Origin of the sequence: Devosia alba, from assembly GCF_039938915.1 — a bacterium.
GTDB lineage: Bacteria > Pseudomonadota > Alphaproteobacteria > Rhizobiales > Devosiaceae > Devosia > Devosia alba.
In genome coordinates this window covers 47,445-70,801 of record NZ_JBDUUI010000001.1, presented here as the reverse complement: position 1 = coordinate 70,801, position 23,357 = coordinate 47,445, and the positions used below count along the sequence as shown (strand labels likewise).

Here is a 23,357-nt window from a genome sequence, read left to right as displayed (position 1 = left end):
TAATTAGCGTTAATGATCCGTTAAAGGCTGGGTTGCTACCGATGGGTGGTATTTTCGTCGTTTCGGATTCGCCAAGTGAAGACCCGATACTCCCATATCCTGATGTTGGCGGGCGCCGTATTGGCGTTCGTGCCCATTCTGGCCGTGGATTATCTGTTGGACGCATACGTCCAGGTTCGGGAAAAAGATTCTTCTCAGCAATATGTTAGAACGATTACTTCGCAGATCGCCATAGCTTCCGATGATGCTATCGCTGCGCTGCGGCGAATTCTGGCCGAAAGTCCGTCGCTGTGCACGCCTACCTTTGTCGCCAATGTGCAGGTGGCGATCGAAACCAGTCTCAATATCAAGCAGGTTCTGGTCGAGAACGCTGACGGTGTGCAGTATTGCGATGCGTTTGGGCGCACAGTTAGCTATTCCCCGCTGTCCCGGGCGCTGCCGGTTCCTGGCCGCACTGAAACCATTACCATTGTGCAGCTGGGTGATATGGATATGCCGGCGCTCAAGATCACCCAGGGCTTTGGTGATTTGCGTCGGGTCTCGGCCTTCCTCCCCTTGCTGGGACAGACCAAGGAGACGCTGGCCGAGGGCATCAATGCCGGCGGTATGTTGCGGGTGTCACTGACCGATGGCAGCGCGATCATGACGATTGGCGATGCATCGGGTTTTGACCGGCGCGGCACATCGACCGACTTCGTTTATGCCCAGGGCTTTGCAGGTGAACTGCCGCTGAAGGTCGAATACGCCATGCCGTTCGCCATGGCGCGCGCCGGCTATGCCGATTTGGACGTCAGCTTTACGGTTTTGGCATGCCTGATGAGTGCGGCCTTTCTGATCATGGCACTGCAGTATGTGCGGACTTCGCGGGTGCCGGCGTTCGACCTCGAGCGTGGTATCGCCCGTGGCGAAATCAAGCCGTATTACCAGCCGGTAATCAATTTGCGCACCGGTGAGCTGGTCGGCTGCGAGGTACTGTGCCGGTGGGAAAAGAAGAACGGCGAGATCGTGTTTCCGGGGGCCTTCATCGACTATGCCGAGGTCACCGGTCTGGCCATTCCGATGACGCTGTCGCTGATGCAGCAGGTCAAGTACGATCTGGCCGATCTGTGCATGCTGATGCCGGATATGAAAGTCGCCATCAATTTGTTTGAGGGACACTTTCGCGACGACAGCATTGTCGAAGATGTGCAGGCGATTTTTGGCGATACATCAGTCAATTACCGACAACTGGTATTTGAAATCACCGAGCGGCATCCGCTGGCCAATTCGCTGGTGGCCAATAGCGTGATTGCGGGATTGCACGCGTTGGGCTGCCGCCTGGCCATGGACGACATGGGCACCGGGCATTCGAACCTGGCCTATCTGGGGACGTTGGGTATCGACATCATCAAGATCGACCGGATCTTTGTCGATATGATCAAGCCTGGGACGACGCAGGTGCCGGTGCTCGATGGATTGATCGCCATGGCCAAGGATCTGGATTGCGAAATCGTCGCCGAGGGCGTGGAGACCGAGGCCCAGGCCTTGTATCTGCGCGCGCGAGGCGTGCTGCAGGCCCAGGGGTTCATCTTTGCGCCAGCCCTCAAGAACAGCGCCTTCAAAGAGCTTGCCCTGGCGCTGCACGCCAATAAGCCCGGTCCGGTGCGGATCCAATTGGCTGATGCCATTGTCGCCAGCGCGGCGTAGCGCTTTGCCAGTAGATGCTGCCGCTTGTGGACTTATTCCCTTTTCATCGTGGACAATTAGTGGCACCAACGCGGTCACATATCGGTTGCATTGGCTAGTTCTGAGCGAATGCGGAAAAGGAGCTCGAGGTGTCTGTGTCTACTGACGTCGATGAACAGCGGAAGGCCCTGCGCGACGCTGCGCTGCATTTCCATGAGTTTCCCAAGCCCGGCAAACTCGAGATTCAGGCGACCAAGCCATTGGGTAATCAGCGCGATCTGGCGCTGGCCTATTCCCCTGGCGTTGCGGCGCCATGCGAGGAGATTGCGGCCGATCCCGATACGGTGGCGAGATACACCTCGCGCCAAAATCTGGTGGGAGTGATCTCCAATGGCACCGCTGTCCTCGGCCTGGGCAATATCGGCGCGCTGGCGTCAAAGCCGGTCATGGAAGGCAAGGCGGTTCTGTTCAAGAAGTTCGCCGGCATTGACGTGTTCGATCTGGAAATCGACGAACTCGATCCCAAAAAATTCATCGAAGCCGTGGCGCCGCTTTGGCCGACATTTGGCGGCATCAATCTGGAAGACATCCGCGCCCCTGATTGCTTTGAGATCGAGGAGACGCTGCGCGAACGGATGCCGATCCCGGTATTTCACGATGACCAGCATGGTACGGCGATCATTGTCGGCGCCGCTGTGCTCAATGGCCTTGAGCTCAAGGGCAAGAAGATCGACGAGGTCAAGATCTGCGCCTCCGGGGCAGGGGCTGCGGCCATCGCGTGCCTGAATGTGCTGCTGGCACTGGGCGCTAAACACGAGAATATCTGGGTGGCCGACAAGGACGGCCTGGTTACCCATAAGCGCAATGACATCAATGACAAATGGCGCGGCCAGTTTCGCCGTACCAGCGAGGCCACCAGCCTGGCGGAAGTGATCGAGGGCGCTGATGTCTTTCTGGGCCTGTCAGCGGCCGGCGCTCTGACGCCGGAAATGCTTTCCAAGATGGCGCCCAAGCCCCTGATTCTAGCGCTGGCCAACCCCTATCCCGAGATTCTGCCCGATCTGGCCAAGGCGACGCGGCCAGACGCCATGGTGTGTACGGGGCGGTCCGATTTTCCCAATCAGGTCAACAATGTCCTGTGTTTCCCGTTCATTTTCCGCGGGGCACTTGATGTCGCGGCGACGACGATCAACGAGGAGATGAAACTGGCAGCGGTGCGGGCGATTGCCAAGCTGGCGCATGAACCGGGTTTGGAGGTGTCGCCGTCGGGCGCACCAGCGGTGTTTGGTCCGGACCACATCATCCCCAATCCGTTTGACCAGCGGCTGATCCTGCGCATTGCACCTGCTGTGGCGCGGGCCGCCATGGAGTCCGGGGTCGCCAAGAGCCCCATCACGGACTGGCCGGCCTATCTGGACGGACTGAACCGCTTCGTGTTCCGCTCGGGATTGGTGATGAAGCCCATCATCGACCGTTCGCAGGGACAGAACAAGCGGATCGCCTTTGCCGACGGCGAGGACGAACGGGTGCTGCGCGCCACCCAGGTGCTGATCGAAGAACGCATTGCCCGGGCGATCCTGATTGGACGCCCCTCGGTGATTGAGGCACGAATCGAGCGCTTCGGCCTGAGCCTGAAGCCGGGCCGGGATTTTGAGGTGATCAACCCCGAGGACGATCCGCGCTATCGTGACTATGTCAATTTGTTCCATTCACTGGTGGGGCGTGATGGCGTCACGCCCGACACGGCGCGGCAGGTGGTGCGGACCAACCCGACGGTAATCGGGGCGCTGGCGGTGCGGCGAGGTGAGGCCGATGCCCTGATCTGCGGCTTGCAGGGGCGCTTCATCCGCCATGTGCGCGATATCCGTTCGGTCATCGGGTTGCAGGAGGGCGTTGCCGATGTTTCGGCGCTGTCACTGCTGCTGATGCCGCGTGGCGCATTCTTCCTGGCCGACACCTATGTCAACATCGATCCGTCGCCCGACGAAATCGTGGGCATCGCGCTGCAGGCGCGCAATCACCTCAAGCGCTTCAACATTGAGGCCAAGGTGGCGCTGCTGAGCTACTCCAACTTCGGCTCGCGCGATGGCGAGAGCGCCTACAAGATGCGCGAAGTGTACGACAAGCTCAAAGTGATCGCGCCCGAGATGATCGTTGAAGGCGAAATGCAGGGCGATCTGGCGCTGAGCCAGGAGTTGCGCGAGCGCTATGTGCCTGACTCCGTGCTGCACGGGGAAGCCAATCTGCTGCTGTTTCCCAATCTGGATGCCGCCAATCTGTCGATGACCCTGCTCAAGGAGATGACCAATGCTCTCTCGGTTGGTCCAATCCTGATGGGGCCAAAATCGCCGGCCCACATTCTGGCGCCGTCGACCACCAGCCGCGGCATTGTCAATATGGCAGCTATTGCCGCTACCGAAGCGACGGGGGCCGACACATGATCCGGCATACGGTGGTATTCACGCTCAGGCACCCCGCCGGATCGGCAGAGGAGGGGGCGTTTCTGCGCGATGCCAAAGTGCTGGCCGGTATTCCGGGCGTCGAGGATTTTGAACAGCTTCGGCAGGTCAGCCCAAAAACCGATTTCGCCTTTGGTTTTGCCATGCGCTTTGCCGACGCAACTGCCTATGCCAGCTACAATGAGCATCCAGACCATGTGGCCTTCGTGCGCGATCGCTGGCAGCCGGAAGTCGAACGCTTCATGGAGATCGACTACCAGCCGCTATAGAGGCCGCAGACATGGGGCCTTGCCCGAGCTTGTGCGGCCAATCGGGCCGCGCTGGCACGGTCCGGGGGCGTCGGAGTGTTGCTGCCTTAGCGGGAGCGGACAATCGAATTCGTGCCCGCCTAACGGGCCGACAGATAGCTGGCGCCCTGCATCCAGGCTGGAGATTGCAACGCGGCGTTAAGTCCTTGCGAGGCATAGTGACGGCGTTCAGCTCTGGTTCGCCCTATGCCCACAACCCGCCTCAAACGCCCTGCCATCTGGCGCCCCCTGGCGCTCACAGTTGCCCTGCTTGGTTTTCAGGGTTATCTGGGATTCTCGGCTATTGGCGGTCAGTTCGGCATCGAGAACCGGACTGAAATCCTGCTCGATATCGATCAACTCAGGGCCCAGTCGTCAGCGTTGCAGGCAGAAATCGATGACTATCGGCATCGGGCCACACTGATGGACCCGCGTCGGCTCGACCCTGATATCGTTACTGAGCGGGCCCGGGCGCTGCTCAATATGGCTAATGCGGACGACATCATCATCATGGTCGACCGGAACACCGGTGAACCTATATCCGGTAAATTCCAAAACTTAACCACGGATGAGTTAAACGCAATTATCGAAGCAGATACAACGCTTTAATAGGCGTGGTTTGCGCTGATTGAGCGTTGCGTTGTGTGGTTTGCTTGCGTTATGGTGCGCATCTGTGGCCAAACTGGCCGAAGCGACAAATTCATTCCGATGCGGAGCGTTCTCAATGGCGCGTAAGGCTGTGGCTTCCAAAGCCAAGACGCAAACCAATGTTCCTCAACTCACGCCAGAGCAGGAGCTCGAAGCCTATCGCGAGATGCTGCTGATCCGGCGGTTCGAAGAAAAGGCCGGCCAGATGTACGGCATGGGCCTGATCGGGGGGTTCTGTCACCTCTATATTGGTCAGGAAGCTGTCGTGACTGGCGTGACCATGGCCTCTGAGAAGGGCAAGGACGCGCAGATCACCGGCTATCGTGACCATGGTCACATGCTGGTCATGGGGCTCGACCCCAAGGGCGTGATGGCCGAACTGACCGGCCGCCAGGGCGGGCTGTCGGGCGGCAAGGGCGGCTCGATGCACATGTTCTCCAATGAGCACCGCTTCTATGGCGGCAACGGCATTGTGGGCGCGCAGGTGTCGCTGGGCAACGGGTTGGCTTTTGCCGCCAAGTATCGCGGCGACGGCACGGTCGCGCTGGCCTATTTCGGCGACGGCGCAGCCAATCAGGGCCAGGTCTATGAGAGTTTCAACATGGCCAAGCTGTGGAAGCTGCCGGTCGTGTTCATCATCGAAAACAACAAATACGCCATGGGCACCTCGACCGAGCGTTCCTCGGCGACGACGGATTTCTCCAAGCGGGGCGCGTCGTTCGATATTCCGGGCGAGCAGGTCGACGGCATGGATGTGCGCATGGTGTATGATGCCGCCCAGCGTGCCATCGAGTATGCGCGCTCCGGCAAGGGTCCGTACATCCTCGAAATGCTAACATATCGCTATCGTGGTCACTCCATGTCCGATCCGGCCAAGTATCGCAGCAAGGACGAAGTCACCAAATATCGCCAGGAGCGCGATCCCATTGAGCAGGTGAAGGCGCGCCTGCTGGAGTCGGGGGCCGAGACTGAAGAATCGCTCAAGGTTATCGAGAGTGAAATTCGGGCGATTGTGACCCAGGCCGCTGAATTTGCCACCAATGATGCCGAGCCAGATCCCGCAGAACTGTGGACTGACATCACCATCAGCGCCTGAGGGGCTCATCGATGAGCGTGCTGCTTGGAGTGATCGCCGTTTTTGCCCTTCTGTCGCTGGTTGTGGCGGCCATGCAGGCCATCAAGATCGTGCGACAGGCGCCGGCCAGCGAAGATCTGGGATCGTTCATGGTGCTGGGCTGGTGGAAGTTCGCCACGCTGGAAGCCAAGGCCGGTCCGGCCGCAGCGGCCCAGATCGCGATCTACAAGCGGGCGACCATCGCCTTTCTGATTTTCATCGTGCTGGGTGTGTTGCTCAGCGGATGGGCGGTCAACCAGGGTTCGGGGGCACAGGCCGCCGCAGCGCCCCGGTTGATCAACGATCCGCGGGTTCTTCCCGCCGAATTTGCCTTTAATACTGACCTTCGCCGTGTGGCCATGCCCGGCGTCCCTCTTTCGGAGAGCTGATATGCCTCAAATCCTGATGCCCGCGCTGTCGCCCACGATGGAAGAGGGGACGTTGTCGAAGTGGCTGGTCAAGGTCGGTGACACCGTGTCGCCCGGCGATGTGCTGGCCGAGATCGAAACCGACAAGGCCACGATGGAAGTCGAAGCTGTCGATAGCGGTGTCGTCAAGGAATTGATGATCGAAGAAGGCACAGAGGGCGTGAAGGTCAACACCCCGATCGCTCTGGTGCTGGGCGAGGGCGAGGAAGCCGGCGAGGCGGCGCCCAAGGTCGCCGAGCAGGCCGCAACAAGCGAACCTGCGGCCGAAACCGCTGCGGCCACCGTGCCGGCCGAGGCCAAGGCACCGCAAGCGGCCGAAGCACCTAAATTTGTGGCGCAGGACGACCCTGATCTGCCCGAGGGCGTGGAAATGGTCGAAATGACTGTGCGCCAGGCGCTGAACGAGGCGATGGCCGAAGAATTGCGCCGCGACAAGGATGTATTCGTGATCGGTGAGGAGGTCGCCGAATATCAGGGCGCCTACAAGATCACCCAGAACCTGCTGCAGGAATTCGGGCCCGAGCGTATCGTTGATACCCCGATCACTGAGCATGGCTTTGCCGGTCTGGCGGTTGGCGCGGCCTTTGCCGGGCTGAAGCCGATCGTGGAATTCATGACCTGGAATTTTGCCATGCAGGCGATCGACCAGATCATCAACTCGGCGGCCAAACAGCTCTATATGTCGGGCGGCCAGGTGACGGCACCCATGGTGTTCCGCGGTCCCAACGGCGTCGCCTCGCGCGTTGGTGCGCAGCACAGTCAGGATTACTCGGCCTGGTACAGCCATGTTCCTGGCCTCACGGTGATTGCGCCCTATAGCGCGGCCGACGCCAAGGGCCTGCTGAAAGCCGCCATTCGCTCGCCCAACCCGGTGATCTTCCTCGAAAACGAAATCCTGTATGGCTCGACCGGCCTCGTCCCCAAGATGGACGATTTCCTGCTGCCCATCGGCAAGGCCCGCATCGCCCGCAAGGGCGCCGATGTCACCATTGTCTCGTTCTCGATGGGTATGCGCTACGCCACCCAGGCGACCGAGAAGCTGGTCGCGGCTGGGGTCGATGTCGAATTGATCGATCTGCGCACGCTGCGGCCGCTCGACAGTGATACGGTCATCGAGTCGGTGAAAAAGACCGGTCGCATGGTCACCGTGGAAGAAGGCTGGCCACAGGGCGGCATTGGCGCTGAATTGTCAGCCCGCGTCATGGAGGTGGCCTTCGACTATCTCGATGCGCCAGTCATGCGCGTGACCGGCAAGGATGTGCCGATGCCCTATGCCGCCAACCTTGAAAAGTTGGCACTACCGCATGTCGATGACGTCATCGCGGCGGTCAATGCCGTCACCTACCGTTCGTAAGGAGATCCGGGATGCCAATCGATATCACCATGCCGGCGCTCTCTCCGACGATGGAAGAGGGCAAGCTTGCCAAGTGGCACGTCAAGGAGGGCGACACCGTCTCCTCCGGTGACGTGATCGCCGAGATTGAAACCGACAAGGCCACGATGGAAGTCGAGGCGGTCGATGAGGGCAAGATCGGCAAGATCCTGGTCGCTGAAGGCACCGACAATGTGAAGGTCAATGCCGTAATTGCGGTGTTGCTGCAGGAAGGCGAGAGCGCCGACGATATGGCTGCGGCGCCCAAAGCCGAGGCGCCAAAGGCCGAAGCACCGAAAGATGATGCAGCCAAGGCAGCGCCACCCGCCAAGACTGCCGAGCCAGCCAAGGCCGAGGCTACCAAGACCGAGGCAGCGCCAGCGCCGTCACCAAGTGCCAAGGCAGCGCCGGCCCCGACAAAATCGACCGGCGACAAGGTGTTTGCGTCCCCATTGGCGCGGCGCCTCGCCAAGGAAGCAGGCATTGATGTTGCCGCCATCTCAGGCACCGGTCCCAAGGGCCGCGTGGTGAAGTCGGATGTGGAAGCGGCCAAGTCCGGCGCGACCCCGCTCAAGGCCGCGTCGCCTTCTGCCGTCGGAGCACCCGCTGCTGCAGGTGTGGCCGCGACGGGCATGACCAAGGCGCAGGTCCTGGCGATGTACGAAGAAGGCAGCTACGAGGCGGTGCCCAATGATGGCATGCGCAAGGTGGTGGCCGCGCGCCTGACCGAATCCAAGCAGACCGTGCCGCATTTCTACCTGAATCTGGATTGCCGCATCGACGCCCTGCTGTCGGCGCGCGAACAGATCAATGCCCAGGCGCCCAAGAGCAAGGAGGGCAAGCCCGCCTACAAGCTCTCGGTCAATGACTTCGTGATGAAAGCCTGGGCCGTCGCCCTGCAGCGCGTGCCGCTGGCCAATGCCACCTGGGCAGGCGACAGCATTCTCTATCACAAGCGCAGCGATGTGGCGGTTGCCGTGGCGGTGCCCGGCGGGCTGTTCACCCCGGTGGTCAAGAGCTGCGACACGCTGAGCCTGCGCGAAATTTCCGAGACGGTGAAGGACCTGGCGACGCGCGCCAAGTCCAAGAAGCTGGCACCGCATGAATATCAGGGCGGCGCCTCCTCGGTCTCCAATCTGGGCATGTTCGGCATCACCAGCTTTGCGGCAGTGATCAACCCGCCGCATGGTACCATATTGGCGGTCGGCGTGGGCGAGGAGCGGGTCTATCCCGACAAGGGCGAGATCAAGATCGGCAGTTTCATGACGGTGACGCTGAGCTGCGATCACCGCGCAGTTGACGGTGCCCTGGGCGCAGAAGTGCTCGGCGTGTTCAAGGGGTTGATTGAAAACCCCGTGATGATGCTGGCCTAGGATGGTTGCGATGAGTTCGCCCGTTCACCCACAGAGCCATTCCCGCGCGGGCGGGAACCTCCGTCTGGCGATGCAGTGGCAGGACAACGGAGGTTCCCGCCCGCGCGGGAATGACTCGGTGGGTGTTTGGTCCATCCGCTATCTCGCCACCAAAGGGGAGGGCGTATGAAGACCATCCTCGCCTTTGGCGACAGCCTGACCTGGGGCTTTTCTCCCAAGGGCGGCCGGCATGATTATGCCGACCGTTGGCCATCCGTACTGGAGGCTGGGCTTGGCGAGGCACGGGTGATCGCCGAGGGACTCAACGGCCGGACCACCGCTTCCGACGACTGGACCGTGGCGTCGGACCGCAATGGGGCACGGGTGCTGCCGACGTTGCTCGATACACATCAGCCGCTTGATCTCGTCGTCATCATGCTTGGCAGCAATGACATCAAGACCTTCGTCACCGGCTCGGCCTTCGCGGCCGCCAATGGCATGAAGCGGCTCGCCGAAATCGTCCGTACCTTCCCATATGGCTATGGTGACGCGCCGCAAGTGCTGCTGGTGGCGCCGCCGCTGACCGTGCCATCGCCGCGCAATGCAGTGCCGGCCAGCGTCTCACCGCGCAGCGCCGATGATGTCCTGTTCGATCACTACTATTCCCAGACGGCAAGCGACCTCGGCGTCGGCTACTTCAATGCGGCTTCGGTCGCCACGGCCTCGCCCATCGACGGGGTCCATCTCGACGCGGCCAATACGCGCGCCATCGGCGAGGGACTGATCCCTGTCGTCAAATCCATGCTGGGTCTATGACCCGCTTCATCGACCATTCTGGAGGCCCAAATGGCTGACCAATACGACCTTCTCGTTATCGGCGCCGGTCCCGGCGGCTATATTGCGGCCATTCGCGGCGCGCAATTGGGCATGAAGGTAGGCATTATCGAGCGCGAGCACATGGCCGGCATCTGCTCCAACTGGGGCTGCATTCCCACCAAGGCGCTGCTGCGGACGGCCGAGATCTACGGCCATATGAGCCACGCTAAGGACTATGGGCTGACTGCTGACAAATTCGGCTTCGATCTGGACGGTGTCGTCAAACGCTCGCGCGACATTGCGGCGCAGATGAACAATGGCGTCCAGTTCCTGATGAAGAAGAACAAGGTCGACATCATCTGGGGCGAGGCGGTGATCACCAAGCCCGGTGAAGTCAAGGTTGCGCCGACCAAGAAGACCATTGTGCAACCCCAGGGGCCGGTGCCAAAAAAGCCATTGGGTGAGGGCACTTACAAGGCCAAGAACATCATCATCGCGACGGGCGCGCGCCCCCGTGTGCTGCCGGGCATTGAGCCCGATGGCGACAAGATCTGGACCTATTTCGAGGCGATGAAGCCCGCCGCCATGCCCAAATCACTGGTGGTGATGGGCTCCGGTGCCATCGGCGTCGAGTTCGCCTCCTTCTACCGCTCGATGGGCGCCGAGGTGACCATTATCGAACTGCTACCGCAGATCATGCCGGTGGAAGATGCCGAGATTTCGGCGCTGGCCCGCAAGCGGCTGGAAAAGCGCGGCATCAAGATCCTGACCGACACCAAGGTGACGAAAGTTGAAAAGACCAAGGACGGCATCACGGCCCATGTCGAACTCAAGGACGGCAAGACGCAGCAGATTTCCGGCGACAAGCTGATCTCGGCGGTTGGCGTGATGTGCAATATCGAGGGCATTGGCCTTGAGACGGTCGGGGTCAAAACCGAGCGCGGCGCCATCGTCATCGATGACTATGGCCAGACCAGCGTTGCGGGCATCTGGGCGATTGGCGACGTCGCCGGTCCACCCATGCTGGCGCACAAGGCCGAGCATGAAGCGGTAATCACCGTGGAAAAGATTGCCGGCATGAAGGTGCACGGCCTGAACAAGCTGCTGGTGCCCGGCTGCACCTATTGCGAACCGCAGGTGGCCAGCGTCGGCCTGACCGAAGCCAAGGCCAAGGAAGCCGGGCGCGAGATCAAGGTGGGTCGCTTCCCGTTCATCGGCAATGGGAAGGCGATCGCGCTGGGCGAACCGGACGGACTGGTCAAAACCATCTTTGACGCCAAGACCGGCGAACTGCTCGGCGCGCATATGGTCGGTGCGGAAGTAACCGAATTGATCCAGGGCTTTGTGGTGGCGATGAATCTGGAAACCACCGAGGAAGAATTGATGCACACAATCTTCCCGCATCCCACGCTGAGCGAGACGATGAAGGAAAGCGTGCTGGACGCCTATGGTCGCGCGCTGAACATGTAGCGGAGGCCGGGGCACGATCAGTGCACAGGTTTTCAACAGGTTATCCACAGGTGCCAGCCCCAATGGCAGCGTCGGAAAGCTCGGTAATCACAGCGGTCCCGGGGTGGTTGTCCCTGAAGTTAGCGGTTACGCACAACCAAGACTGACAGCACCTCAGTGGAGGTCTGGAATGCAACGCAACACGGAGATGACGCCATGACTGTCGGTATGCAGGAACTGCTTATTTTCCTCGCCATTGGCCTCGTGGCCGGGTGGTTGGCCGGACTGGTGCTGGGCGGCGGCGGTCTGCTGCGCAATCTGATCGTCGGGGTGATCGGTGCCTTTGTCGGCGGCTGGCTGCTCTCGGTGGCCAATATTTCACTGCCGATCGGCAATGTGCTGCTCAGCCAGATCATCACTGCCACAATTGGTGCCCTTGTGGTGATTCTGGTGGCGCGGTTGATCACGCGGTAGAGCGTGGGGCCTTGAAGCCTGACCTGTGCGTGGCAATATCACGCGGACAACGTCAGGGGGACTGAAGATGGCACTACCGGAACGACAAACCACGGGCAGGGGCTTTACGATGGGCGACACCAATAATCGATCAATGCTGATGTTCATCGGAATCGGGCTGGTTGCCGGGTTTCTGGCCAGCCTCGTGGTGGGCGGCGGCGGCTTGATCACCTATCTGGTGAGCGGCCTGATCGGCTCGTTTGTCGGGGGCTATCTGTTTTCGGCGCTGGGGATCAATTTGGGCATCAGCAATGCACTGGTGCGGCAAATTGTAACCTCCACGATTGGCGCCATCATAGTCGTGCTATTGGCACGGTTGATTGCATAGAAGTCAGGACATCCCGTGGTCACTCTGATCGACACCTCAGCGCTCAAGCCCCGTCACCCGGAAAAGGCCAATCGGCCTGACAGCGTAGTGTTGCGCAAGCCGGACTGGATCCGCGTTCGAGCGCCAGGGTCGCCCGTGTACAAGGAAACCCAGGCCATCGTGCGCGAGCACGGGCTGGTGACGGTGTGCGAGGAAGCCGGCTGCCCCAATATCGGTGAGTGCTGGAGCAAGAAGCACGCGACCATGATGATCATGGGCGAAATCTGCACCCGCGCCTGCGCCTTCTGCAATGTCCGCACTGGCATGCCCGGGCCGCTGGACCCCAGGGAACCCGAAAACGTCGCCAACGGGGTCGAGAAGCTCGGACTGCAGCATGTGGTGATCACCTCGGTGGATCGTGATGATCTGGCCGATGGCGGGGCGCAGCATTTTGCCGATGTGATCCTGGCGATCCGGGCCCGTAACCCGAAAACCACCATTGAAGTGCTGACGCCAGACTTCCTGCGCAAGCCTGGGGCCCTGGAGATTGTGGTGGCGGCCAAGCCGGATGTGTTCAACCACAATCTGGAAACCGTGCCGTCGAAATATCTCAAAGTGCGCCCCGGCGCGCGCTACTTCCATTCGATCCGGCTGCTGCAGAAGGTCAAGGAACTCGACCCCACCATGTTCACCAAATCGGGCATCATGGTGGGCTTGGGCGAAGAGCGGAATGAAGTGCTGCAATTGATGGACGACTTGCGTTCGGCCGAGGTGGATTTTCTGACGATCGGGCAATATTTGCAGCCCACCAAAAAGCACACACCGCTGATCCGCTTCGTGACGCCCGATGAGTTCAAGTCGTTCGCAACGGTAGCAACGGCCAAGGGCTTTTCATTGGTGTCCTCCAGCCCGCTGACCCGCTCGTCTCACCATGCCGGCGAGGATTTTGCCGCGCTCAAGGCAGCCCGGATGGCTAAGCTCGGTCACTGATGAAGCGATACTTTGAACGGCATGTGCCCCATTTGCCGCAGCGCATGTTCGAGATCGTCGCCGATCTCGGCGACTATCCCCGCTTCATCCCCAACTGCAGGGCGATGGAGGTGCGTCAGGCCCCAGGAGCGGGTGCGGCAGACATCAGACTGGCAAAAATGACCTTGGCTTTCGGCCCCATCACCCAGGCCTATACCAGCCGGGTCACGGCCGATCGGGAGGCGCTGACCATTCGGGCCACAGCAGTTGACGGTCCCTTTGCCTATCTCGACAGCGTCTGGCGGTTTGAGCCGGAAGGGATGGGGACGCGGGTGCGCTTCGAGATCGACTTCAAGATCTCCAATCCCTTTGTCGCTGCGGTCGCCGAGCCCGCCTTCGCGGCCAAGCAGGAACAGATCATGCAGGCATTTGTCGAAGAGGCAGACCGGCGCTTCGGCGCTTAGCGGCAGTCAGTCATTCGTGCTGGTGAGCACCTCGATCACCAGCTCAAGTGCCGCGGCGACGCTGGCCTTGCGGATCTCGGCGCGACCAAGATCACCAAACGTGTGCTCGATGACCACCGTCGCCAATTCGGTTGAGACCGCGATATAGACCAGACCCACCGGCTTTTTCTCGGAGCCGCCGTCGGGCCCGGCAATGCCGGTCACCGCCACGGCGTAATCGCAGTGCGCCGTGTTGCGGGCGCCGTCGGCCATGGCGCGGGCGACCTGATTGCTGACGGCGCCATAATCGCGGATCAGCCGGGCCTGCACATGGATCATGCGCGACTTGGCCTCATTGGCATAGGTGACGTAGCCACCGAAAAACGCCTCGGAGGCGCCCGGAATATCGGTCAGCGCGGCGGCAAGCATGCCGCCGGTGCAGCTTTCGGCGGTGACCATGGTCCGGTTGGCGTCGGTCAGCAGTTCGATGACACGGCGGGCCGCATCAGTGGCCGTGGTGGCAGCAGAAGCAGGTTTGCCTACCATCAATCGACCCTCGGCACTTCGATGCTGGCACTGGCCATGGCCACGATCCCCTCCTGGCGCCCGACGAAGCCGAGCTTCTCGCTTGTTGTTGCCTTGATGGCGACGCGCGCGGGCGCAATCCCCAGGGTCTCGGCGATCACAGCCCGCATGGCGGGTGCGTGTGGAGCGATCTTCGGCTCTTCGCAGACGATTGTCACGTCGAGATTGATGATCCGACCCTGCGCCTTGGTGACCAGTCCGCCGGCGTGCTTGAGGAAGATGGTGGAGGCAGCGCCTTTCCACTGCATGTCGGAAGGGGGAAAGTGCACGCCAATGTCGCCTGCACCAATGGCGCCATAGATGGCGTCGGTCAGGGCATGCAGTGCAACATCGGAATCGGAATGCCCGTTCAAACGGGCCTTGTGGGCAATACGGACGCCGCCAAGCCAGATATGGTCGCCAGGCTCGAACGAGTGCACGTCATAGCCGGTGCCAATGCGCGTTTCCATGACGTGATCTCCAGACAAGATGCGTTCGGCCCGCGCGAAATCGCCGGGATAGGTCAATTTGAGGTTGTTGGGATCGCCCTTGACCATGGCCACCCCGAGCCCGGCCCATTCGGCAATCTCCGCATCATCGGTGAATTGTCGCCGGATGGTGGCGGCGCGCATATGCGCCGAAAAAATCTGTCCGAAGCGGAAGCCTTGCGGCGTCTGAGCCGCGAATAATTGCTGGCGGTCCTCGGTGGCGACGATCTGGGTGCCATCAGATGACCGCTTGATAGTATCGGTGACGGCAAGAGCGGGCAGGGCGCCGTCATACCGGGCCAGTGCGGCGATGACGTCGCTGATGAGCTTTGGGGTGGCGAAGGGGCGTGCAGCGTCCTGAATGAGCACCAGGTCGGGCCGAGCGGGTGCCAGCGCCTTGAGACCGGCCAATACCGAGGCCTGGCGATTGTCGCCGCCGATAATGGGCGGCAGCAGCCGATCATCAACCAGCTTGAGCGCCGCGTAACGGTCGGCATGATCGGGGTGGATCACCGCCACCACGCTGGTGATCTCGGGCACCGCGAGAAAGGCGCCAACCGTTCGGGTGAGCGTGGGAACGCCGCCAAGCGGGCGGTACTGTTTCGGATCGGGAGCAGTATGAGCATTGGCGCGCTCGCCTCTGCCGGCGGCGACGATGATAACGGCAATGGATTTTGAGCGCATGGCAGCCAGGAACTCGGACAAGAAACAGTCACATTGAGATGGTCTAGCGTCGGCTCTCCCATGCGGCAAGTGCAGGGCTGCCGAACGGCTCGGGAGTGAGAAAGCTATTGCGCCAGGATGGTGCTTGACTATTATACAGGCATATTTCCGCCTTTGACCATTTATGGGGCAGTTCGTGTCTGAAAATGCCTCCACATTGCGCATCGGGAACCATTCGGTCCACAACAATGCCTTCTTGGCGCCAATGGCCGGCATTACCGATCTGGCATTCCGCAAGATGGCGGAGCGCTACGGCGCAGGCATGGTGGTTTCCGAGATGATCGCCAGCACCGCGCTGGCTACCGGCAACAAGGATATGGCGCGCCGGCTGGGCAAGCCCCACCACTTGCCGCACATGGTGCAACTGGCTGGCTGCGAGGCTGAGTGGATGACCCGCGGCGCCAAGCTGGCCCATGATGCCGGCGCCGACATTATCGATATTAATTTCGGCTGCCCTTCCAAGCGGGTGACCAATGGCTTTGCCGGGTCAGCGCTGATGCGGGTGCCCGACCACGCCATGACGCTGGTGGATGCCGTCGTGGCGGCGACGCCGCTGCCGGTGACCATCAAGATGCGACTGGGCTGGGACGATGACAGCCTCAATGCCGCCGAGATGGCGCGGCGGGCCGTCGACGCAGGGGTGCAGATGATCTCGGTGCATGGCCGCACCCGGCAGCAATTCTACAAGGGCAGTGCGCGCTGGGAACTGGTGCGTGCCGTGGTTGAGGCCGTTGACGTGCCTGTGGTGGTCAATGGCGACATTGTGGACCTCGATGCGGCGCGCGAGGCCTTACAGTTATCGGGGGCAGCGGCTGTGATGCTGGGGCGCGGGGCGCAGGGGCAACCTTGGCGGGTCGGCCAGATTGGCGCGGCACTGGGTGGCAAGGTGCCCCTGGAGCAGCCGGGCGGCGCGGCGCTGGTGGCGCTGATCTGCGAGCAATATGAGGACATGCTGGTCGAATACGGCGTGGCCGTCGGCCTGCGGGCGGCGCGCAAGCATCTGGGTTGGTATCTGGCGGCAGCGGGTATCGATCTGGACAAGCCAACCCGCGCTGCGCTTCTCAATAACGACACCCCCGCCGCGGTACTCACCATGATCGGCGACATTTTTTCAGACGACCGGAAGGCTGCATGATGAGCGCAATTGAGGCCAAAGACGCTGCCATCTCGGTTTCTGCCGCAGCGGTCATTCAAGCCTTGCCCCAGCCGATCATCGTGTGCGGCGACGATCGGCAGATCGTCTTCGTCAACTATGCGGCTGAAGCGTTTTTTGGCGCCTCCCAGAGTGTGCTGATCCGCCATCGACTCGACGATCTGATCGCCTTTGGTTCACCCATTATCAGCCTGGTGGAGACCGTCGCGCTGCGGCGGTCCCCGATGACTGAGTATCGGGTGCTGGTGGGGTCGTCGCGGTTTGGCGATGAACGCATCGCCGACGTATTCGCCAGCCCGCTGACCGACAATGACGGGGGAGTGGCGCTGCTGATCCAGGAACGGACCATGGCCGACAAGATCGACCGGCAGATGGTGTCGCGTGGCGCTGCACGGTCGGTGACGGGGCTCGCCTCGATGCTGGCGCATGAGATCAAGAACCCACTCTCGGGCATTCGTGGTGCGGCCCAATTGCTGGAGCAGACCGTGACCAGCGAGGAAATCCCGCTGGCCCGCCTGATCCGCGAGGAAACCGACCGAATCGTGCATCTGATCGATCGGGTGGAAGTGTTTGGCGATGAACGGCCGATGGAGCGCGAACCCATTAATATCCACGTCGTGCTGGACAGGGTGAAACTGCTGGCGCGCAATGGCGTGGCGCGCGGCATTGCCTTCTCGGAAGACTATGATCCATCGCTACCACCGGTGCATGGCAACCGCGATCAGTTGATCCAGGTCTTCCTGAACCTGGTGAAGAACGCCTCGGAATCCCTTGATCGGACACAGAATCCCGAGATCAAGTTCTCAACGGCGTTCCGGCCCGGCATTCGCATTGCGGTAACCGGCGTCTCCGAGCGTATCTCGCTGCCGCTCGAAATCACCATCGAGGATAATGGTCCGGGTGTGCCGGCCGATATCCTGCCCTTCCTGTTTGACCCCTTTGTCACCACCAAGCAGAACGGCTCCGGCCTGGGGCTGGCGCTGGTCGCCAAGATTGTCGGCGATCATGGCGGGGTGATTGATTGTGACAGCCGGCCCGGCCGCACCAAATTCCGCATTCTACTACCCGTGGCGAGCGGTCCCGCCCAGAATTCACAAAAAGAGGGAATGGCATGAGCCACGTTGTCCTGCTCGCCGATGACGATGCCGCCATCCGCATGGTACTCAATCAGGCGCTGACCCGCGCCGGCTATGAAGTCCGACCGACCGGCAATATCTCCACCATGTGGAACTGGGTGAGCCGGGGCGAGGGCGACATTCTGATCACCGACGTGGCGATGCCCGATGGCAACGCCTTTGAGGTGATGCCCAAGATCAAGAAGCTGCGGCCCGATCTGCCGATGATCGTGATGAGTGCGCAAAACACCTTCATGACGGCCATCCGTGCATCCGAAGTGGGGGCCTATGAATATCTGCCCAAGCCCTTCGACATCACCGAAGTGCTCTCGGTGGTGGCGCGGGCACTGGCGGATGCCAAAAAGCCAACCAAAGCCGAGCGCGATGCCGAAGAGCCCGGTGAAACCATGCCGCTAGTGGGCCGCTCAACCGCGATGCAGGACATCTATCGTGCCTTGGCGCGGCTGATGCAGACCGATCTGACGGTGATGATTACCGGGGAAAGCGGTACCGGCAAGGAGCTGGTGGCGCGGGCGCTGCATGACTTCGGCAAGCGCCGCAACGGCCCCTTCGTGGCCATCAACATGGCGGCCATTCCGCGCGATCTGATTGAGGCCGAACTGTTCGGCCACGAGAAGGGTGCCTTCACCGGCGCCAATACGCGCTCTTCTGGCCGGTTCGAGCAGGCCGAGGGGGGCACGCTGTTTCTCGACGAAATCGGTGATATGCCGATGGATGCTCAGACCCGATTGCTGCGCGTGCTGCAGGAGGGCGAATACACCATGGTTGGCGGTCGCAGCGCGATCAAGACCAATGTGCGCATCGTGGCGGCAACCCATCGCGATCTCAGCCAGATGATCCGGCAGGGACTGTTCCGCGAGGATCTGTACTATCGGCTCAATGTGGTGCCGATCCGCCTGCCGCCCTTGCGCGAGCGAGTTGATGATGTCGGTGATCTGGCGCTGCACTTTCTCAAGGTGGCGCAGCGCGAGGGTGAGCCGGTAAAGTCGATCTCACCGGAAGCCATCAAGCTGATGCAGAACTATTCCTGGCCGGGCAATGTGCGCGAGCTGGAGAACCTGGTGCGGCGGTTGTCGGCGCTTTATGCCGATGAGAGCATTTCGGCCGAAATCGTGCAGAACGAGCTTAACATCGTCGAGCACAACTCGCCGTCCGGTCCGGCAGGGCCAATCGATGTGTCCATGGCGGTAGAAACCCATGTCGGCCAGGTGCTGCGCGAGTATGAACCGGAGCTGCCGCCGCCCGGGCTCTACCAGCGCGTGATCGACCGGGTTGAGGCACCGCTGATTGCCATGGCGCTCAATGCCTGCGGCGGCAATCAGATCAAGGCAGCGGACCTGCTGGGGCTCAACCGCAACACGCTGCGCAAGAAGATCCGCACGCATAGCATTGAGATCGTCAAGCACAGCCGGCGGAACGGTTAGAGACCCCAGGTCCTGGCACCAGAGTCCACCAGTTCGGTTTTGTGGTACAATCTGGCCCTGCGAGCGTAGCGCTTCGCGCCCGGTCGCCTGAAAACACGCCACCGGTGTGTTTTGCCGCCATCGGCGACGGCGATCGGTGTCACATTTTGGCAACAATTGTCTTGAAGGGTCCGGCGAATTGCGTCAGGCTCGCCGCTTGCGGTCGGAAATGGAGTGCCATTCGGCATTTATGAGTGATCTAACCACCAGCGAAGACGAGCCAAGGCGGGCTTCGGGAGATGACGCCGGCAAGCCTGCACGCGCGCCACTATTCGGCATGCGCAGCAATGCGCCGCTCCGCGTCCTGGGCTTTGTGGTCGTCGTTGCCTCGGTGATGATGTCCTCAATCTCGTTCCTGATTCTGACGGGCGCGACCAATATTGAACCATCGGCCACGGTGTGGACCGTGATCTGGATTGTCACGGGTGTGCTGGTCCTGCTGGTGATTGCCCTGGTGGTGACCGAGGCGGCGCTGCTGTTTCAGGCCCGCATACGCAAACAGGCCGGCGCCGGGTTGCAGATCCGCATGGTCACGATGTTTGCCCTGGTAGCGGCGATCCCCGCGGCCATTGTGGCGGTTGTGGCGACGATTGCGCTCAATCAGGGGCTTGATCAGTGGTTCAGCGAACGGACACGCGCCATGGTGGAGAGTTCGCGGCTGGTGGCGCGCTCCTACATGCTCGAACACGCGCAGGTGCTGCGCGATGACATTATCTGGACCGCCACTGAACTCGAGCAGGCCAAGCCGACCTATGACAGCGATCCGCAACGGTTTCAGGGCATTCTGACGGCCCTGGCCGTAACGCGTTCATTGCCGTTTACCTCACTGGTCAACAGCCAAGGCGAGACTCTGATGCGGGCGCAAATTGCGGTGCAGGGCGCCTATCCAAAATTGCCCGACGGGATTACGACCGGGCTGGTTGAAGGCGTTCCGGCGGCCATTGCCCCGGGGCGGGTCAATCTGGTCGGCTCGGTGATCAAGCTGCGCGGATATGACGACACCTTTCTGTTCGTGGCCCGACCGGTGGAAGCCGAAGTGCTCGAATACATGCGGCTGACCGAAGAGAACATTACCGAATATCGGCAATATGCCTCCAATCGGCTGGTGTTCCAGATCACCTTCACCATCATGTATGTCGGCCTGGCCGTGGTGCTGCTGCTGGCGGCACTGTGGATTGGCATTGCCCTGGCCAACCGTTTCGTGGACCCGATCCGCAACCTGATGATCGCTTCGACACGCGTGCGCGGCGGTGACCTGGACGTCCAGGTTCCGGTGCAAGAAGGCCGAGGTGACTTGCGTGATTTGTCCAGCGGTTTCAACCGCATGACGCAGCAACTTAAACACCAGCGCGAAGCTCTGTTGGCTGCCAATGAAATGAACGAGAAGCGTCGTCAGTTTACCGAGGCGGTAGTGGAGGGCGTGTCGGCCGGGATTATCGGGCTCGATCCTTTCGGCACCGTGACGCTGGTCAATGCGCGGGCCTGCGAGATGCTGGGACGCGACGAAATTGGGCTGATGGGTGAGCGCATCGAGGTGGCCATGCCGCAACTGGCCCCCATTCTGGAGCGGGCACGTTCGGCGCGGCGTGGCCAGGTTCGCGATCAGATCCAGCTGGGCAATGAAGCCGATCGGCGGACCTATCAGGTGCAGTTGACGCGGGAAGGGTCCATCACTGAATCCAAGGGCTATGTGCTGACATTTGACGACATCACCGACCTTGAATCGGCGCAGCGCATCAGCGCCTGGGCCGACGTGGCCCGCCGGATTGCCCATGAAATCAAGAATCCGCTGACCCCGATCCAGTTGTCCGCCGAACGCTTGCGCCGCCGCTATGGCTCCAAGCTTGAGGGTGACCGCGAAATTTTCGACAAGTGCATCAATACCATTGTGCGGCAGGTGGGCGATATTGGCCGCATGGTCGATGAGTTTTCGGCCTTTGCGCGCATGCCCGAAGCGGCGCCCGAACTTGCGGACCTCTCTGACACCGTGCGGCAGGCAGTGTTTCTTGAGAGCGTGCGGTTGCCGGAAATCTCCATCGTCACCACATTGCCCGATGAGCCAATCGTGGCATGGTGTGACGTCCGGCTGATCTCCCAGACGCTGACCAATCTGATCAAGAACGCTGTGGAATCGTTCGAATTGGTCGATCGCAGTGAAGATCTGCAACCCGTCATTACCGTGGAGGGTCACATTGAGGGTAACCATGCGCGAATTTCAGTATCGGACAATGGCAAGGGTTGGCCCAAAGAAAACCGGCAGCGCCTGCTTGAGCCCTATATGACGACAAGAGAAAAGGGCACCGGCCTTGGTCTTGCCATCGTGGCCAAGATCATCGAGCAGCACGGGGGTATCGTTGAACTGGTCGACGCTGAGCCAGACGCTACCGGTAGGGTCGGGGCCTGCGTGACTTTCACACTGCCTTTGCAATCTCCCATCAAGACGTTTGCGGCAGATGAGGGGGCAGATTTGTCCGCTCCGACCGCTCCACAGGAGGAGTCGCTTCAATCAGCGGCGGTTCACAAATAATGGCACTCGATATCCTGATCATCGATGACGAAGACGATATCCGCGACCTGATCGCCGGCATTCTGGAGGATGAGGGCTATGAGGCCCGGCAGGCCCATGATGCTGATAGCGGTCTCAACGAAATCGCCCGGCGGCGGCCCAGCCTGGTGTTCCTCGATATCTGGATGCAGGGATCACGGCTGGACGGGCTGCAATTGCTTGATGTGTTCCAGAGCCAGCATCCGGACATGCCGGTGGTGATGATCTCGGGGCATGGCAATGTCGAAACCGCCGTCTCGGCCATTCGCCGCGGTGCCTATGACTATATCGAAAAGCCCTTCAAGATTGATCGTTTGCTGCACATTACCCAGCGGGCAATGGAGGCAACGCGGCTGCGCAATGAGGTGGCAGAGCTCAAGGAACGCTCAGCCAGCAAGAATATCGACATGGTCGGTACCTCAGGGGCATTGCAGGCGATCCGGGCGACCATCGAGAAGTCGGCGCCGACCAATTCGCGCATCTTCATTTCCGGCCCGTCGGGGGCCGGCAAAGGTCTGGTAGCGCGGATGATCCATCAGCGCAGCCCGCGCGCCGATTCGCCCTTTGTCGAGATCAATGCATCGCTCTATGCTCCCGAGGAAGTCCCCGTTGTGCTGTTCGGACGCGAAATGCGCGAGAAGAGCGGCATTCTCAAAGTGGAGGTCGGGGCACTCGAGAAGGCCCATGGGGGCACACTTTATCTGTCCGAGGTGACCACGCTGCCGGCCCAGACCCAGGCACTGCTGCTGCGCACCCTGGTGGAAAACCGCTTCAACCGGGTCGGTGGCACCCAGGCGGTACCCATCGACGTCCGGATCATCGCCTCGAGTTCACAGAATGTGGCTTCCCAGGTCGAGAGTGGCGAGTTCCGCTCGGACCTGTTCCACCGGCTCTCGATCGTGCCGCTGCCCCTGATCCCGCTGAAGGAACGTCGCGAGGACGTGCCGCCACTGGTTCAGGTGTTCATTGAGCAGGTGGCGCGGATGCACAATCTGCAGCGCCTAACCGTAGGCGACGACGCCATGGCCGTACTGCAGGCGCAGGAATGGCCGGGCAATGCACGGCAATTGCGTAACTCCATCGAGCGGCTATTGATTCTGATGAAAGACCAGCAGCCTGAGGATGGCTTGATCACCGCAGCCATGCTGCCGTCTGATATTGGTGAAGTGCTGCCGACCGTTGGCGATACCGATGCCTCCGCCCATCTGATGAGCCTGCCGCTGCGCGATGCGCGCGAAGTGTTCGAACGGCAGTATCTGTTGGCGCAGATTGAACGGTTTGGCGGAAATATTTCCAAGACGGCAGAATTTGTCGGCATGGAACGTAGCGCGCTGCACCGCAAGATCAAGTCATTGGGGTTGTAGCGAAGGTGATTTTTCGTACCCTGCCATGCATTTAGTCCGGGTAGGCATGAAATTGTAACTGTGCCATAGTACTGGGTGTGTGATAAATGCACAGCGGGC

21 protein-coding genes are annotated in these 23,357 nt (G+C 61.0%); 19 read left to right on the top strand and 2 right to left on the bottom strand.

Annotation, left to right across the window (positions count from 1 at the left end):
* Positions 1-75: 75 nt before the first annotated feature.
* From ABFY71_RS00325 to ABFY71_RS00260, 14 genes are all read left to right on the top strand, one after another.
* Positions 76-1,686, top strand: a complete 1,611-nt coding sequence (locus ABFY71_RS00325) for an EAL domain-containing protein (RefSeq protein WP_347944192.1) — start codon at positions 76-78, stop codon at positions 1,684-1,686.
* 128 nt (positions 1,687-1,814) lie between these two features.
* Positions 1,815-4,106 carry an NADP-dependent malic enzyme gene (locus ABFY71_RS00320; protein WP_371136186.1) on the top strand — a complete coding sequence of 764 codons (2,292 nt, stop codon included), beginning with the start codon at positions 1,815-1,817 and terminating at the stop codon, positions 4,104-4,106.
* Complete coding sequence (locus ABFY71_RS00315; RefSeq protein WP_347944191.1) at positions 4,103-4,393, top strand: Dabb family protein; 291 nt, start codon at positions 4,103-4,105, stop codon at positions 4,391-4,393. Before ABFY71_RS00320 ends, ABFY71_RS00315 begins: the two co-directional genes overlap by 4 nt.
* Before the next feature lie 225 nt (positions 4,394-4,618).
* The gene (locus ABFY71_RS00310) at positions 4,619-5,020 is read left to right on the top strand and encodes an FtsB family cell division protein (RefSeq protein ID WP_347944190.1); all 402 of its coding nucleotides are present in this window, start codon (positions 4,619-4,621) and stop codon (positions 5,018-5,020) included.
* Positions 5,021-5,135: 115 nt separating this feature from the next.
* Positions 5,136-6,155 carry a pyruvate dehydrogenase (acetyl-transferring) E1 component subunit alpha gene (gene pdhA / locus ABFY71_RS00305; protein ID WP_305579756.1) on the top strand — a complete coding sequence of 340 codons (1,020 nt, stop codon included), beginning with the start codon at positions 5,136-5,138 and terminating at the stop codon, positions 6,153-6,155.
* Between the two features lie 11 nt (positions 6,156-6,166).
* Positions 6,167-6,562 (top strand): hypothetical protein, encoded by a 396-nt coding sequence (locus tag ABFY71_RS00300; protein WP_347944189.1) that lies wholly within the window; start codon positions 6,167-6,169, stop codon positions 6,560-6,562.
* A 1-nt stretch (position 6,563) separates the two neighbouring features.
* On the top strand, positions 6,564-7,955 hold the full coding sequence (locus ABFY71_RS00295; protein ID WP_347944188.1) for a pyruvate dehydrogenase complex E1 component subunit beta: 1,392 nt from the start codon (positions 6,564-6,566) through the stop codon (positions 7,953-7,955).
* An 11-nt stretch (positions 7,956-7,966) separates the two neighbouring features.
* Positions 7,967-9,346, top strand: a complete 1,380-nt coding sequence (locus tag ABFY71_RS00290; RefSeq protein WP_347944187.1) for a pyruvate dehydrogenase complex dihydrolipoamide acetyltransferase — start codon at positions 7,967-7,969, stop codon at positions 9,344-9,346.
* Positions 9,347-9,511: 165 nt separating this feature from the next.
* On the top strand, positions 9,512-10,141 hold the full coding sequence (locus ABFY71_RS00285) for an SGNH/GDSL hydrolase family protein (protein ID WP_347944185.1): 630 nt from the start codon (positions 9,512-9,514) through the stop codon (positions 10,139-10,141).
* Between the two features lie 30 nt (positions 10,142-10,171).
* Positions 10,172-11,611: a dihydrolipoyl dehydrogenase gene (gene lpdA / locus ABFY71_RS00280; RefSeq protein ID WP_347944184.1), complete on the top strand. Its 1,440-nt coding sequence runs from the start codon at positions 10,172-10,174 to the stop codon at positions 11,609-11,611.
* Positions 11,612-11,806: 195 nt separating this feature from the next.
* Positions 11,807-12,064, top strand: a complete 258-nt coding sequence (locus ABFY71_RS00275; RefSeq protein WP_347944183.1) for a GlsB/YeaQ/YmgE family stress response membrane protein — start codon at positions 11,807-11,809, stop codon at positions 12,062-12,064.
* Positions 12,065-12,173: 109 nt separating this feature from the next.
* Positions 12,174-12,431 (top strand): GlsB/YeaQ/YmgE family stress response membrane protein, encoded by a 258-nt coding sequence (locus ABFY71_RS00270; RefSeq protein ID WP_347944182.1) that lies wholly within the window; start codon positions 12,174-12,176, stop codon positions 12,429-12,431.
* Between the two features lie 15 nt (positions 12,432-12,446).
* Positions 12,447-13,400 carry a lipoyl synthase gene (gene lipA, locus ABFY71_RS00265; protein WP_305579764.1) on the top strand — a complete coding sequence of 318 codons (954 nt, stop codon included), beginning with the start codon at positions 12,447-12,449 and terminating at the stop codon, positions 13,398-13,400.
* Positions 13,400-13,843 (top strand): type II toxin-antitoxin system RatA family toxin, encoded by a 444-nt coding sequence (locus ABFY71_RS00260; RefSeq protein ID WP_347944181.1) that lies wholly within the window; start codon positions 13,400-13,402, stop codon positions 13,841-13,843. Before lipA ends, ABFY71_RS00260 begins: the two co-directional genes overlap by 1 nt.
* A gap of 6 nt (positions 13,844-13,849) precedes the next feature.
* On the opposite strand, the gene ABFY71_RS00255 is transcribed toward ABFY71_RS00260, so the two are convergent.
* A complete protein-coding gene (locus ABFY71_RS00255; RefSeq protein WP_347944180.1) occupies positions 13,850-14,368 on the bottom strand; it encodes a CinA family protein in 519 nt (172 codons plus the stop codon).
* A complete protein-coding gene (locus ABFY71_RS00250) occupies positions 14,368-15,579 on the bottom strand; it encodes a bifunctional 2-C-methyl-D-erythritol 4-phosphate cytidylyltransferase/2-C-methyl-D-erythritol 2,4-cyclodiphosphate synthase (protein WP_347944179.1) in 1,212 nt (403 codons plus the stop codon). The genes ABFY71_RS00255 and ABFY71_RS00250 overlap by 1 nt, the downstream gene beginning before the upstream one ends.
* A 154-nt stretch (positions 15,580-15,733) precedes the next feature.
* On the opposite strand from ABFY71_RS00250, the gene dusB reads away from it, so the two are divergent.
* The 5 genes from dusB to ntrX all read left to right on the top strand — a co-directional run bounded on the left by dusB (position 15,734) and on the right by ntrX (position 23,258).
* Complete coding sequence (gene dusB, locus ABFY71_RS00245; protein ID WP_347944178.1) at positions 15,734-16,732, top strand: tRNA dihydrouridine synthase DusB; 999 nt, start codon at positions 15,734-15,736, stop codon at positions 16,730-16,732.
* Positions 16,732-17,865 (top strand): two-component system sensor histidine kinase NtrB, encoded by a 1,134-nt coding sequence (locus tag ABFY71_RS00240; protein WP_305579775.1) that lies wholly within the window; start codon positions 16,732-16,734, stop codon positions 17,863-17,865. Before dusB ends, ABFY71_RS00240 begins: the two co-directional genes overlap by 1 nt.
* Complete coding sequence (ntrC, locus tag ABFY71_RS00235) at positions 17,862-19,310, top strand: nitrogen regulation protein NR(I) (RefSeq protein WP_305579769.1); 1,449 nt, start codon at positions 17,862-17,864, stop codon at positions 19,308-19,310. The genes ABFY71_RS00240 and ntrC overlap by 4 nt, the downstream gene beginning before the upstream one ends.
* A gap of 229 nt (positions 19,311-19,539) precedes the next feature.
* Positions 19,540-21,876 carry a sensor histidine kinase NtrY-like gene (locus ABFY71_RS00230; RefSeq protein ID WP_347944177.1) on the top strand — a complete coding sequence of 779 codons (2,337 nt, stop codon included), beginning with the start codon at positions 19,540-19,542 and terminating at the stop codon, positions 21,874-21,876.
* Entirely contained in the window at positions 21,876-23,258 is a 1,383-nt protein-coding gene (gene ntrX, locus ABFY71_RS00225) for a nitrogen assimilation response regulator NtrX (protein ID WP_305579771.1), read from the top strand. Before ABFY71_RS00230 ends, ntrX begins: the two co-directional genes overlap by 1 nt.
* The last annotated feature ends 99 nt before the right edge of the window (positions 23,259-23,357 follow it).